A 13,954-nucleotide genomic window follows, 5' to 3' on the forward strand; every position below is an offset into this window, starting at 1 on the left:
TCAGGGCTGTGCGGGCTTGAACTCGAAGTTCATCCCCGTCGCCCTGCTCGGCTGGAACCCCTTCCAGAGCGTCGCCGCCGGCGCGCCGGGGCTGAACCCGGCATAGCGCCCGCCCGGCGCACCGGCCCATTTGCCATCGTTCGAATTCGGCACCATCCCGTCGATATAGGCTGCCTTGGCCTCCTCGCCCTTTACATAGCGGTCGAGGAACGCGGTTATAAAGTGCGCCTGCACCGCCATCAGCCGGTCCTTGCGCCACACCGCATCCTCGAACCAGTCCAGGTCCCAGAAGCTCTCGCGCATTACCGGGGGCGCGCCGATCAGCGCGATGCTGTGCGCCGCCTCGCGGAAGGTGAGCAGATAGCGCGGGGCATGCACTTCCTGCTCGAACAATGTCCGCACACCCGGATCATAGCCGACGACATGGTCCTGGCTGCCGACGATAAACAGCGTCGGCGCACCGATCGCGGCGACGCCCGGCGCGGCCCAGAGCGGCGTGCCGTACAGGTTGCTGGCGGGAGAAATCGCCACCACCGCCTTCACGTCCGCCACCTTCACGGTGCCGGCCTGCGGCGCCCCCGCCACGAAGGGCGCGAGCACGCCGCGCGTCGCGGCGGCGAGACCGGGATCCAGCGGCGCGCCCGCCGCGGTCAGCACGCCGTAGCCACCCATCGAATAACCGACCAGCGCGGTTCGTGCCGCATCGGCCGCGGCGAACACGCCCTGCCCACCCCGCGCCCGCCGCTGCGCCTCGGCAGCGACGAAGGCGATGTCGAGCGGGCGGCTGGTCAGCGGGCCGGCGCGCGCGGCCGGGGTCCGGATAGTGATCGGTGGATCGCGAAAGGCGGGGGCGACCACCACATAGCCCTTGCTCGCCAGATTCTCGCCGAGCCACGACAGCACCTCGGGGGTGTTGCTATAGCCATGGGCGAGGATCACCAGCGGAAAGCGCCCCTTGGCCGCCGCCGCGCCCGGCGTGGCTAGGCCTGGGACCTCGAACGGCACGTCGCTGCCCTTCTCCCCCGGCAGCGCGGTGCGATAGCGGGTGCCAGCCCCCTTCGCAGCGGCGGGGTACCAGAGCTTGACCGGAATGTGGCGCTCGACGATCGCAGGCGTGTCGGCACCCTGTAGCGGATCCGCGCGCCCAGCTTGCACGAACTCGAAATCAGCAACGCCGATGCCATAGCCGCCGAGCGCCGCCAGTTCCGGCGCGTCGACGCTCGGCTGCGCCGGCGCCCGCTGCGCCTGCGCGCCAAACGAAAAAATCGCGGCTGCACAGGCTGCAACCGCGATCCACTCCTTGCCGATCATTCTTCTCTCCCGATGGAGGGGCGGAAGCCATGCCCCCGCCCCAGCGCATCGGGTCTATCAGTAATTCACGCCGAAGCGGATACCCGCGTAGCGACGGAAATCGCGCGGCAGCACCGCCTGGGTGGCGATGACGTTGGGCGCACCCGTCGCGCCGCTGGCGTTGAAGTTTGACGAGGTGTTCACCAGCGACTGATAATACTGCTTGTCGAACAGGTTGTTGACGAACAGCGTCGCTTCCCAGCGGCGCTTGTGATCGCGCACGCCGACGCTGACGTTGAAGATGCTGTAGGCCGGCTGGAAGGTTTCCGGGTCGCGCGCCACATAATAGAGGCTCGACTGGTACTGCCAGCTGCCCTGGAACACGCCGGTCAGCGTCTCGGTCAGTGCGGGCGCATATTCGATGCTCGCGCTGCCCTTCCATTCCGGCGCCTGGATGGCGCGGGTGCCGGTGAGGTTCTGATAGGTCGGCTTCGACTGGACGCAGCCCTGCGCCTGGGTCTGCAGCGGATAGCATTGCGCGACCGGGAACGAGGTGTAGGTCGCATCGAGATAGGTCGCCGCACCGCTGATCGTCAGATCCCGCGTCACGCGCGCCGCGCTCTCGAATTCGAGGCCCTTGGTATTGAGCCCGCCGACATTGGTCAGGCGATAGTTGCTGGTGCCGTTGATCGTCTCGATCGTCTGTGCCTGCAGGTTGGTGTAGTCGGTATCGAAATAGGTGACGTTGAACGTCATGCGGCGACCGAAGAACTGGGTGCGGACGCCGATTTCCTTGTCCTTCGAGGTCTCCGGACGGATCGGGCCGGCATCGGCACGGTTCTGGTTGAAGCCGGTGGTCAGATCGTAGGTCTGGCCCTTGTAGCCGGTGGCATAGCTGCCGAACAGCATCACGTCGCGCGTCGCCTGATATTGCAGGCCGAGGCGATAGGTGGTCGCATTGTCGCTGGCGTGGCCCGCCCAGCTGGCCGGAACCGCCAGATTCTTGTCGAGGAAGCTGTACTTCACCCGCTCGTTCTGCGCGCGGCCGCCGACGGTGGCGGTCAGGTTCTTAACGAATTCCCAGTCGATCTGGCCGAACGCGGCGATCTGACGCGACCCCGAGGTGGCGAACCAGTCGGCCAGCGAGAATTGCGGACCGCGTTTGAACGGACGCTGGAAGCCGACATTGGCGTAATAGACGCCCAGCGCATAGCGAAACGCGTCGGTGCCCGGCGACAGCAGGCGGATTTCCTGGGTGAACAGGTGCGACTTGAACGTGCCCACCTGGGTGTTGCGGCCATACGGCCCCGGCGCGACGGTGTCGTCATGGTCGATATAGTCGTCCATGCGGAACTTGTCGTACGAGGTCAGGCCCAACAGCTGCATCTTGCCGACATTGACATCGGTGCGCAGCATCGTGCCCCAGCCCCAATATTTGGTGCCGGCCCGGTCGTTATTGGCGACCTTCTGGTTCAGCGGGTCGATCGTGATCCCCGGCAGCACGACGTCGGCGGTAAGGCCCGCCTGGCCGCGCAGCACCGCCCCCGGCGCCATGCGGATGAACGGTCGGCCGACCGTGGTATTGCCGTTCAGATAATTGGCCGATGCAGTGAAGACGACGTCCGGCGTCGCCTTCCACTTCAGCTTGCCGCGGGTGCTCAGCGTCTCGCGGCCGTTGACCTCCTTGCCGTCGAACACGTTGCGGACATTGCCGTCCCAGTTCGAATAGCTGGCCGAGAAGACGTAGCCGAGCGTATCGCTGATCGGGCCCGTCACGCTGAAATTGCCGCCGATCTCGCTGTCATCGGTGGCGAGCAGGTTCGCCTTGACGTGGAAGTCGTTGGTCGGCTGGGTGGTCATGATCTTGATGAGGCCGGCCGAGGCCGCCTTGCCGTACAGCGTGCTCTGCGGACCGCGCAGCACTTCGATCATCGCCACGTCGGGCAGATCGGTAAAGGCGCGCGCCTGGAACGCGAGCGGCACGCCGTCGACGGTCACCGCCACCGACGATTCCACGCCGATACCAAAGGCATAGGTGCCGACGCCGCGCAGCGACACGTTGGAGTTTACCGGATTCTCGGCGGTACGGATGGTCAGCGACGGGGCAGCCTTGCCGAGATCCTGGAAGTGCCGGATGCCCTGTGCTTCGAGCTGGGCCGGCGTGACCACCTGCACCGCAAGCGGCACGTTCTGGATGTTCTCAAAGCGCTTCTGCGCAGTGGTCGTGACGATGATCTCGACATTGTCCTGCGCCGGCTTGGGCGCGGCCTGCACCGGCGTCGCTGCGCCGTCGGCATGGTCTTCCGGCGTTGCGGCCTGGGCGCTGCCAGCGAGAACCGTAGCAGCCAGCGCAACTGCGCGCACCGAGAATAGATAACCCCTCATTAACGAAACCCTTTACATGATGAATTTTCTTTCACCTCTCCCAAGGCCGACAGGTTTAGCAGGCGGAAAGCCGGTTTTCTTTTATGGGAATTATAGGACAATCGCTGGTCATACCAAAAACCTTATCACGATTATTTGTATGTCAGAGTGGTCTTACCGTGGCACGCACGGAAAAAAGGGCGGAAGCATCGCTTCCACCCCATCTTCCGCAATAAAGCGGGGATCAGTAGTTCAAGCCGAACCGGACGCCGGCATAGCGCCGGAAGTCGCGCGGCAACACCGCCTGGGTCGCAAGCTGGTTGCCGAAATTGCCCGCGGAATTGACCAGCGACGGGTAATATTGCTTGTCGAACAGGTTGTTCACGAACGCGGTCGCTTCCCAACGTCGGCCATGATCGCGCACGCCAGCGCTCAGGTTGAAGATGCTGAAGGCCGGCTGGAACGCCTGCGGATCGCGCGCCACGTAATAGACGCTAGACTGATACTGCCAGCTGCCCTGCAGCACGCCGTTCAGCTTCTCGGTCAGCGCCGGCGCATAGTCGATGCTGGCGGAGCTCTTCCATTCCGGCGCCTGTACCGCGCGGGTACCGGTGAGATTCTGGCGCCCCGGCGAGCCGGTGCAGCCCTGGGCCGCCGTCTGCGTTGGATAGCATTGCGCGACCGGGAAGGAAGTGTAGGTCGCGTCGAGATAGGTCGCCGCACCGCTGATCGTCAGATCCCGCGTCACGCGCGCCGCAGTCTCGAACTCGAGACCCTTGGTGTTCAACCCGCCGACATTGGTGAGGCGGAAGTTCGTGGTGCCGTCCGCCAGAGTCTCGATCGACTGCGCCTGAAGGTCGGTGTAGTTGGTATCGAAATAGGTGACGTTGAACGTCATGCGGCGGCCGAAGAACTGGGTGCGGACGCCGATTTCCTTGTCCTTCGACGTTTCGGGACGGATCGGACCGGCAGCGGCACGGTTCTGGTTGAAGCCGGTGGTCAGATCGTAGGTCTGGCCCTTGTAGCCGGTGGCATAGCTGCCGAACACCATGACGTCGGGGGTCGCCTGATATTGCAGGCCCAGACGATAGGTCGTTGCGTTGTCGCTGGCATGGCCGGCGTAGCTCGTATTCGGGATATTGTCCTTGAAGGTGTACTTCACGCGCTCGTTCTGCGCACGGCCGCCCACGGTGGCGGTCAGGTTCTTGACGAACTCCCAGTCGATCTGGCCGAACGCCGCGATCTGGCGCGACCCCGAGGTCGCGAACCAGTTGGCGAGCGAGAAGGACGGTCCGCGCAGGAACGGGCGCTGGAAGCCGACATTGGCGTAGTAGATACCCAAGGCATAGCGGAACGCGTCCGTACCCGGCGACAGCAGGCGAATTTCCTGCGTGAACAGCCGCGACTTGAACGCGCCGACCTGGATGTTGCTGCCCTGCGCGACGGTCGCCGAGGTATCGTCATGGTCGAGATAATCGTCGAGCCGGAACTTGTCGTACGAGGTCAGGCCCAGCACGTTCAGCTTGCCGATATTGATGTCGGTGCGCAGCATCGAGCCCCAGCCCCAATATTTGGTGCGGGAATCGTAGTTGTTGCTGACCGTCTGGTTCTTTTCGTCGATCACCACGCCCGGCAGCGTCACATTGCTGGTCTGCCCGGCCACGCCACGCAACAGCGCGGTGGGCGCCATGCGGATGAACGGACGGCCCACCGTGGTGTTGCCGTTCAGATAATTGCCCGAGAGCGTGAAGGTAACGTCCGGCGTCGCCTTCCACTTCAGCTTGCCGCGGCTGTTGAAGGTCTCGCGGCCGTTCACCTGCTTGCCGTTGAACAGATTCTTTACGTTGCCGTCCCAGTTCGAATAGCTGGCGGAAACGACATAGCCCAGCGTCTCGTTGATCGGGCCGGTGACGCTGAAATTCGCGCCATATTCGCTGTCGTCGGTGGCGAGCAGGTTGGCCTTGAGGTGGAAATCGTTGGTCGGCTGCGTGGTCATGATCTTGATCAGACCGGCCGAAGCCGCCTTGCCGTACAGCGTGCTCTGCGGACCGCGCAGCACTTCGATCATCGCCACGTCGGGCAGATCGGTGAAGGCGCGCGCCTGGAAGGCGAGCGGCACGCCGTCCACCGTGACGGCAACCGACGATTCCACGCCGATGCCAAAGGCAAAGGTGCCGACGCCGCGCAGCGAGACGTTGGAGTTGACCGGGTGTTCGGCGGGACGAACGGTCAGCGACGGGGCGACCTTGCCGAGATCCTGGAAGTGGCGAACGCCCTGCGCTTCCAACTGGGCAGGCGTGACCACCTGCACCGCGAGCGGCACGTTCTGGATGTTCTCGAAACGCTTCTGCGCGGTGGTCGTGACGATGATCTCGACATCTTCTTGCGCAGCCTTGCCGGCCGCCTGCACTGCGGCAGTACCTGCCGCTGCAGTAGTGGCGGCGGACGTGTCGGCGGTTTGCGCCTGCGCGCTGCCTGCCATGCAGGCCGCAACTAGAGCGACATGCGCGACAGATGCCTGATACCCTTTCATTCAAACTCCCCTTATCCAGCGGGTTGACCCGCAATCTACTTTTAGACACGCAAGCAATAGAGAATTGGGCATTCCGAGAAATAGCGGGGAAACACGGAGTAAAAACGTTTTTACCCGACGATTGCCCCAGATTGTTGCTGTATCGCAACAGGTTGGCTCGGACTATTCTCGACAACAAGCATTCTTTGGTCCTGTTTTGGTAGCAACAAAGTTATCTTGTCGTCATCGAGTAGCGCGCCCTCGCGCTCGACGCGCGCCACGACGCTACCGTCCTCGACACGTCCTTCGATCACCCACCGCGCCGACGCGCCATCGCCCTCGCCGCCCTCGATCGCATCGCACCGGAAGCTGCCGACGCGCGGCGGAAACAACCAAAGCCCGCGCCGCATCGGTTCGGAACGCCAGCCGCCCTCCGCCAGATCGACCAGCATCGCGGATCCACCGCGCGCGAACAGCGGCGGCGGGCCGTCGAGCGGCGCGGGAACCGTGACCCAGGTTCCGCCGGCCTGGACCTCGCCGCTCCAGACGTGGATCCAGTCGGCACCCGAAGGCAGATACAGCCGCCGCTCGGTTGCCCCCTCCTCCACCACCGGTGCAGCGAGCAGGTCGGGCCCGAGCAGATGCTCGTCGCTTTCCGCCCAGCATTGCGGATCGTGCGGAAACACTGCCCAGGTTGGCAGCACCATCGGCGCATAGTCCGCATGGTAGCGATGGAGCAGATCGTAGAAAAAGGGCACCAGGCGCTGGCGGAGCCGCATCAGCGCCTTTATCGCGGGCAGCGCCTGCGGATACATCCAGGGTTCGTTGACGGTGCGATCGTCGTTCCAGCTGTGAATGCTGAAGCGCGGCATCAGCACGCCGGCCTGCACCCACCGCACCAGCAGTTCGGCATCGGGCGCCGGTCCCGCGAACCCGCCCACGTCATGCCCGCTGTTGGACACGCCCGACAGCGCCAGGCCGATCGCCATCCGCGCGTTGTAACGCAGCGTCTTCCACTCGGTACGGTTGTCGCCCGTCCAGGTCTGGGCATAACGCTGCAAACCGGCCATGCCCGCGCGGGTAACGACATAGGGCAGTTCGTCCGGCCGCGCCTCGATCTGCGCGCGGCGCGAGGCGCGCATCATCAGCAGCGGCTGCACCGGCCGCATCGCGGCTGCGGGCACCGACGTGCCGAAGCCGGCGAAGCGCGCGCGGGCGTCCCACACTTCATATTCGTTGTTGTCGTTCCAGGTCGAGCGAATGCCCTGATCGAGCAATGCCGATTTCACTTGGGCCCGCCACCAGGCGGCAGCGTCCGGATGGGTGAAATCGATATAGCTGCCGACTTCGTCCCAGAACTGCGCCTCGATCGGCTGTCCGTCCGCGTCGCTGACGAAATAGCCCGCCGCCGCGACTTCGTCATAGCGCGGGTGGCTGCGCAGCAGGGCCGGCTTGATGTTCGGCACCAGCTCGACACCGGCATCGGCATAGCTCTGCACGAACGCCTGCGGATCGGGAAACTTGTCGCGGTTCCAGTGGAACACGTAGCGCTTGTCGCCGATCGAGGTGTACCCGGAAGACAAATGGAACGAGGTGCAGCCGATATCGTGCTCGGCCAGCTTCTCGAGGAACCCGCCCATCTGCGCCGCCGCGTCGGGGGCGTCGGTATAGGTCATGGTCGAGCCCGAATAGCCGAGCGACCAGCGCGGCATCAGCGCGGGGCGGCCGGTCAGCCAGGTGAAGCGCTTGGTCACCGAAAGGGGATCGGGCCCGGCGATCATCCACAGGTCGAGGTCGCCATGATCGGCGACCATGTGCCGGTAGAACCCATGATAATTGTCGAGCTCGCGCCCGAGATCAAACGCGACGTCGGCAACGGTGTCGTAGAAGGCGCCGTGGCAGCGCCCGGCTTCATCGGCGACCAGCACGTACGGGATCGACTTGTACTGCGGGTCGCTCGTCTCCGCGTCGTAGCCCATCGGATCGAGGTTGGTCAGCCGGAAGCTGCGCCCGGCACGATTGGCGTCACCGGTGCGATCGCCGAGCCCGTAGAAGCGCTGGCCGGGGCGGCGCGCGACATAATGGTGCGCCTTGCCGTCCCACCAGCCGAAATCATAGGTATGGGTAGGCCGATCCTCCGCCATTAAGACCCAGTCGTCGCCGTCGCGCTGCTCCCAGCGGCAGTGCAGCCCGTGCAGCCGTGCGGTGAGGCGGATGCGATCGGTCTCCAGCACCAACTGCTCGGCATCGTGCGACAGCCGATAGTCCGGGCAAGTGAAGCCGGACACGTCCATCCGGTCGCGGCCCGGCTCGGCGATGTCCTCCTGCCCAGGGGCGATCGCCCAGCTCGGCGGGCTGGTGACGGCACCGGTCGTGAGCAGCAGCAGCCGGACCATGTCCTGCTCGAGCACGAACAGATGCGCGACGGCGCCGGTATCCGATTCCAGCGTGATCCGTCCCTGCCCCTCGCCGGCGACGGTGAAGCGCGGGGGATTGGAAAGCGTGGCGCGTCTCATTGTGCGGGCTCCGGAAGGCGAAGATGGCGAAGGCCGGCGATCAGCACGACCGCGCCGAGAATGTCGAAGACGGACAGCATGCCGAACAGCGGCGCGTAGCCGACCGTGTCGGCCAGCTGCCCGATCAGCAGCGAGAACATCAGCCCGCCGACCCAGCCGGCCTGACCGATAAAGCCGTTGGCGGCGCCGACTTCCTCGGCGGTGAACACGTCGGCGGACAGGGTGTTGATCAGCACCGAGATCATCTGGTGCGCGAAGCCGCCGATGCAGAACAGCGCGATCGCGGTGTAGGGGCTGGCGGCGAGGCCGATGCAGCCCGGCGCGATCATCAGTATCGCGGCGAGCGCGACGCCGACCACGCGCGAGGCGATCAACGGCAAACGGAAGCGCGCGACCAGGAACGGCGAGAGATAGCCGCCCAGCACCCCGCCCAGATCGGCGGCGAGGAACGGCAGCCAGGCGAACAGCGCGATCTGCTTGAGATCCATGCCGCGCTCGGTGGCGAGATAGAGCGGGATCCAGAAGCTGAACGTCTGCCAGGCGGGTTCGGCGAGGAAGCGCGGCACCGCGATGATCCAGAAGCGTGCCGTGCCAAGGATCTCGCGCGCCGAGGCGCGGCGGGCGAGCGGCCTGGGCCGCCCCTGGGCAATCAGCGCGCGCTCCTTGTCGGTGATCGCGAGATGATCGGCCGGGCTGCGATAAAACACCCACCAGGCGAGCGACCAGAGCAATCCCACCGCGCCCGTCACCACGAATGCCATCCGCCAATCGGTGTAGATCATCACGATCGCGACGACGGGCGGCGCCAGCAGCGCGCCGAGCGAGGTGCCGGCATTGAACCAGCCGACCGCCACCGATCGCTCGCGCGCCGGAAACCATTCGGCGATCGCCTTGATGCCCGAAGGGATGGCGGCGGACTCGAACATGCCGAGCAGGCCGCGGAAGAAAACCAGCCCCAGCCAGCCCGCCGCCAGCGCGTGCAGCATGTTGGCGATCGACCAGGCCGCGCCGAACAATGCGAAGCCGGCGCGCAGCCCGATCCGGTCGACGACCATTCCGGCGATCGGCTGCATCACCGTATAGGCAAGCTGGAAGCCACCGACGACATAGCTGTACTGCTGCGTCGTCATGTGCAGGACGGTCTTCAGCTCGGGAGCCAGCACCCCCAGCGCGTTGCGAGCGAGATAATTGGCAATGGTGCCGGCGCAGATCAGCCCGACGATCCACCAACGGAGATGGGCAACACGCCGCATGACCTTCTCTGCCCTCCCTTGGCTACCGTTTGCCGGCCACCTGTTCTATTTTCGTCAGGCCATTTTTGACTATTTGGCCTGACCAGTCAATGGTTGGTTTCGTGCACCTGCACCCGCGCGGCAGCGCAGGCGGCGGCGATCTCTGCGTGTATCAAGCGATCGGTGACCAAATGATCAACGACGCCGATCTCCGCGATGCGCACCGGCGCCGGCCGGCCGAACTTGGTCCGATCGGTTGCCAGGATGACCGTCCGCGCCTGTTCGATGATCGTCTGCGACACGCGCACCTCGTCCATGTCGAAGTCGAGCAACGTCCCCTCGCCGTCGATCGCCGAGGCGCCGATCAGCGCGAAGTCGAGCTTGAAGCCGCGCAGAAAGTCCATCGCCAGGGCGCCCACCACCGCCCGGTCGCTCGCCCGCACCCGGCCACCGGCGACGACGACCTCGATCGTCGGCACACCGCCGAGAATGTCGGCGACGTTGAGGTTGTTGGTCACCACCAGCAAATGGCGATGGTGCACCAGCGCGCGGGCGATCGCCTCCGTGGTCGTACCAATATTGATGAACAGGCTGGCGCCGTTGGGTACCAGCGCCGCCGCCGCGGTGCCGATCGCTGCCTTGGCACCGGCCGCGACCTCGCGCCGCGCCTCGCGATCGAGATTGTCGACGCCCGAGGTCACGATCGCGCCGCCATGGACGCGCGACAGCAACGTGCGCTTGGCCAGTTGGTTGAGGTCGCGGCGGATCGTCTGCGGCGTCACCTCCAGCGCGCTTGCCAGCGCCTCCACGGTAACGCTGCCGGTCTGCCGGGCAAGCTCGAGGATCCGCTGGTGGCGTTGCGCCGCCAGCTCGGGCAGTTCTTCGGCCATCAGGCGGAGCGCACGCGGCGACGCGGCTCCCGCGCCAGATAGGCGGCGAGCCGCGCTTCGGTTCCCTCGGGCACGTGCAAGCCCAGCTTGCTGCGACGATAAAGGATGTCCTCGGCGGTAACCGCCCACTCATAGGCGCGCAGATAATCCACTTCGCGCAGCGTCAGCCCGCCACCCAGATCGGTGCCTAGGTCGAACGGCGTCATGGCGTTGCCGAGCAGCGCCTCGATCCTGCTGCCATAGGCGCGAGCCAGCCGCCGGATCAGCTCCGTGGGCATGCCGGGACGGCCGCGGCGCTGCGCGGCGACGAAGCGCTCGAAATCGCCTTCGGGCAGGTCGCCCCCCGGCAGCACCGCGCCGGCGGTCCAGGCCCCGCCTGCCTGCGAGAAATAGCCGGCCAGTTCCGCCATCGCGTGCTCGGCAAGCTTGCGATAGGTGGTGATCTTGCCCCCGAAGATGCTCAGCATCGGCGCGCGGTCCTCGCCGCCGTCGAGATCGAGCACATAATCGCGCGTCACCGCCGAGGCATTGCCCTTCTTGTCGTCGTAGAGCGGGCGGATGCCGGCATAGCTCCACACCACATCCCGCTCGGACGGCGGGTCGTCGAAATAGCGCGCCGCGGTTTCGAGGAGGTAGCGGGTCTCCTCCGCACTGATCTGCACCTTGCCCGGGGCGCCTTCCCACACTTCGTCGGTGGTGCCGATCAGCGTGTACTTGCCTTCATAGGGCACGGTGAAGACGATGCGGCGATCCGGGTTCTGCAGCATGAAGGCATGATCGCCCGGATAGAGCTTCGGCACGACGAGGTGGCTGCCCTTCACCAGTCGCAGCCCGCGATCGGCAACCACATCCGGTACCCGGCCGAGCACTTCCGCGACCCAGGGGCCCGCGGCATTCACCAGCGCCCTGGCGCGCACCGTTCGCTGGCCGCTTTCGTCGGCGATGGTCGCCAGCCATTCGCGGCCGTCGCGGCGCGCGCCGACCAGCGCGGTACGGGTGCGGATCGTCGCGCCCTTCTCGGCCGCGTCCATCGCATTCAGCACCACCAGCCGGCTATCCTCGACCCAGCAGTCCGAATAGACGAACGCCTTGCCCGACTGTCCCTTGAGCCCGCGCCCCAACGGGCTGCGCGCCAGCTGCACCGTTTCGGTGCCCGGCAGCTTCTTGCGCCCGCCGAGATGATCGTAGAGGAACAGCCCCAGCCGCACCATCCAGGCGGGCCGCGGCGACTGGGTCTGCGGCAGCACGAAGCGCAGCGGCCAGATGATGTGCGGTGCCATGCCCCATAGCCGCTCGCGCTCGATCAGCGCCTCGCGCACCAGCCGGAACTCGCCATATTCGAGATAGCGCAGCCCGCCATGGATCAGCTTGGTCGACGCCGAGGAGGTGTGGCTGGCGAGATCCTCCTTCTCGACGAGCAGGACGGACAGGCCCCGCCCCGCCGCATCACGCGCGATGCCGGCGCCGTTGATGCCGCCACCAACCACCAGCAGATCGAAACGCTCGTCGGAGTCCAGGCCCGCCATGCTTCGCCCCATGTTCACTATTTTTCGTTTATAGCAAAGCGAACCACAAAACGAAAGCGTTGACGTACGAACGAAAATCTACGAGCCTCAAAACGAACATAGGAGGGGCTTGGTGGACCGGAACCATATTCTGGCGATCGATCAGGGGACGACGTCGACGCGCAGCGTCATCTTCGATTCCGCCGGCCGCCGAGTCGCCACCGCGCAGACCGAGTTCGAGCAGCACTATCCCGACCAGGGGTGGGTGGAGCACGATCCCGAGACGATCTGGCAGGATGCGCTCGCCACCGCGCGCGAGGCGCTGCTGAAGAGCGGCGTCGGCGCGGCGGGCATTGCCGCGATCGGCATCACCAACCAGCGCGAGACGACGCTGGTGTGGGATCGCGCCACGGGAGAACCGATCCACCGTGCGATCGTGTGGCAGGACCGCCGGACCGCCGATCGCTGCCACGATCTCAAGGCCGACGGCGTCGAGGCCGAAGTGCGGGCGCGTACGGGGCTGCTCGTCGACCCATATTTCTCGGCGACCAAGCTTGGCTGGATCCTCGATCATGTGCCCGGCGCCTGGGCGCGGGCGGAGCGCGGCGAACTTGCGTTCGGCACGATCGACAGCTTCCTGCTCTGGCGGCTCACCAAGGGCGCCGTGCACGCGACCGACGTGACCAACGCCGCGCGGACCAGCCTGTTCAACATCCACACCGGCGAATGGGATGCGGAACTGTGCCGGCTGTTCGGCATTCCGATGGCGCTGCTGCCAGCGGTGCATGATAACGCGCATGTCTACGGGATAACCGATCCGGAGTATTTCGGCGTGCCGATCCCGGTCGCCGGCATGGCGGGCGACCAGCAGGCGGCGCTGTTCGGGCAGTGCTGCTTCGCACCGGGCACCGCCAAATCGACCTATGGCACCGGCTGCTTCCTGCTACTCAACACCGGGGAAAAGGCGGTCGCCTCGGAGCATCGGCTGCTCACCACCCCGGCCTATCGCCTGAACGGCCGCACCGCCTATGCGCTGGAGGGCTCGATCTTCGTCGCCGGCGCGGCGATCAAATGGCTCCGCGACGGCATCGGCGTGATCACCCATGCCCGCCAGACCAACGACATGGCGACGCGCGTGTCGGACAGCCACGGCGTGTACATGGTGCCCGCATTCGTCGGCCTGGGCGCGCCGCACTGGGATCCCGAGGCGCGCGGTGCGATCTTCGGGCTGACACTGAGCGCCACCCAAGCGCACCTCGCCCGCGCTGCGCTGGAGGCCGTGGCCTACCAGACCTATGACCTGGTCACGGCGATGGTGCAGGATGGGGGCACCCGACCGGCGATGCTGCGCGTCGACGGCGGCATGGCGGCGAACGACTGGCTGTGCCGATTCCTCGCCGACATTCTCGACGTCGCGGTCGAGCGGCCCGATGATCTGGAGACGACGGCGCGGGGCGCTGCCTTCCATGCCGGGCTGGCAGTGGGGCTATGGTCGGGGCTGGGCGAGCTCTCGGCGATCTGGTCGCGCCAGGCCTGTTTCGAGCCGGCGATGGCGCCGGGGCACCGCACGACGCTGCTCGCCGGCTGGCACGACGCGCTGCGGCGGACGCTGGGGTAACCGCAACTTTAGCCCCTCCTCCTTGGA

Annotated in this window: 8 protein-coding genes; 1 reads left to right on the top strand and 7 read right to left on the bottom strand. The window is 65.9% G+C overall.

What is annotated here, in order from left to right; genetic code table 11:
- From SAZ01S_RS13810 to SAZ01S_RS13840, 7 genes are all read right to left on the bottom strand, one after another.
- Positions 1-1,311, bottom strand: a complete 1,311-nt coding sequence (locus SAZ01S_RS13810; protein WP_084582851.1) for an alpha/beta hydrolase family protein — start codon at positions 1,309-1,311, stop codon at positions 1-3.
- A gap of 57 nt (positions 1,312-1,368) precedes the next feature.
- Positions 1,369-3,675, bottom strand: a complete 2,307-nt coding sequence (locus tag SAZ01S_RS13815; RefSeq protein ID WP_084582852.1) for a TonB-dependent receptor — start codon at positions 3,673-3,675, stop codon at positions 1,369-1,371.
- A 223-nt stretch (positions 3,676-3,898) separates the two neighbouring features.
- A complete protein-coding gene (locus SAZ01S_RS13820; RefSeq protein ID WP_245824857.1) occupies positions 3,899-6,187 on the bottom strand; it encodes a TonB-dependent receptor in 2,289 nt (762 codons plus the stop codon).
- Between the two features lie 110 nt (positions 6,188-6,297).
- Complete coding sequence (locus SAZ01S_RS13825; RefSeq protein WP_084582854.1) at positions 6,298-8,682, bottom strand: glycoside hydrolase family 31 protein; 2,385 nt, start codon at positions 8,680-8,682, stop codon at positions 6,298-6,300.
- Positions 8,679-9,935, bottom strand: a complete 1,257-nt coding sequence (locus SAZ01S_RS13830; RefSeq protein ID WP_084582855.1) for an MFS transporter — start codon at positions 9,933-9,935, stop codon at positions 8,679-8,681. The genes SAZ01S_RS13825 and SAZ01S_RS13830 overlap by 4 nt, the downstream gene beginning before the upstream one ends.
- An 86-nt stretch (positions 9,936-10,021) precedes the next feature.
- A complete protein-coding gene (locus SAZ01S_RS13835) occupies positions 10,022-10,804 on the bottom strand; it encodes a DeoR/GlpR family DNA-binding transcription regulator (RefSeq protein ID WP_084582856.1) in 783 nt (260 codons plus the stop codon).
- Complete coding sequence (locus SAZ01S_RS13840) at positions 10,804-12,330, bottom strand: glycerol-3-phosphate dehydrogenase (protein ID WP_084582857.1); 1,527 nt, start codon at positions 12,328-12,330, stop codon at positions 10,804-10,806. Before SAZ01S_RS13840 ends, SAZ01S_RS13835 begins: the two co-directional genes overlap by 1 nt.
- A gap of 112 nt (positions 12,331-12,442) precedes the next feature.
- On the opposite strand from SAZ01S_RS13840, the gene glpK reads away from it, so the two are divergent.
- The gene (glpK, locus tag SAZ01S_RS13845) at positions 12,443-13,927 is read left to right on the top strand and encodes a glycerol kinase GlpK (protein ID WP_084582862.1); all 1,485 of its coding nucleotides are present in this window, start codon (positions 12,443-12,445) and stop codon (positions 13,925-13,927) included.
- Positions 13,928-13,954 lie beyond the last annotated feature (27 nt).

The organism is Sphingomonas azotifigens NBRC 15497, from assembly GCF_002091475.1.
In the GTDB taxonomy this organism is placed as follows: Bacteria; Pseudomonadota; Alphaproteobacteria; order Sphingomonadales; family Sphingomonadaceae; genus Sphingomonas; species Sphingomonas azotifigens.

What these genes read in the sequence shown, in the direction of transcription:
- SAZ01S_RS13810 (WP_084582851.1), bottom strand. Translation starts at nt 1,311, where the DNA reads ATGATCGGCAAGGAGTGGATCGCGGTTGCAGCCTGTGCAGCCGCGATT.
- SAZ01S_RS13815 (WP_084582852.1), bottom strand. Translation starts at nt 3,675, where the DNA reads ATGAGGGGTTATCTATTCTCGGTGCGCGCAGTTGCGCTGGCTGCTACG.
- SAZ01S_RS13820 (WP_245824857.1), bottom strand. Translation starts at nt 6,187, where the DNA reads ATGAAAGGGTATCAGGCATCTGTCGCGCATGTCGCTCTAGTTGCGGCC.
- SAZ01S_RS13825 (WP_084582854.1), bottom strand. Translation starts at nt 8,682, where the DNA reads ATGAGACGCGCCACGCTTTCCAATCCCCCGCGCTTCACCGTCGCCGGC.
- SAZ01S_RS13830 (WP_084582855.1), bottom strand. Translation starts at nt 9,935, where the DNA reads ATGCGGCGTGTTGCCCATCTCCGTTGGTGGATCGTCGGGCTGATCTGC.
- SAZ01S_RS13835 (WP_084582856.1), bottom strand. Translation starts at nt 10,804, where the DNA reads ATGGCCGAAGAACTGCCCGAGCTGGCGGCGCAACGCCACCAGCGGATC.
- SAZ01S_RS13840 (WP_084582857.1), bottom strand. Translation starts at nt 12,330, where the DNA reads ATGGCGGGCCTGGACTCCGACGAGCGTTTCGATCTGCTGGTGGTTGGT.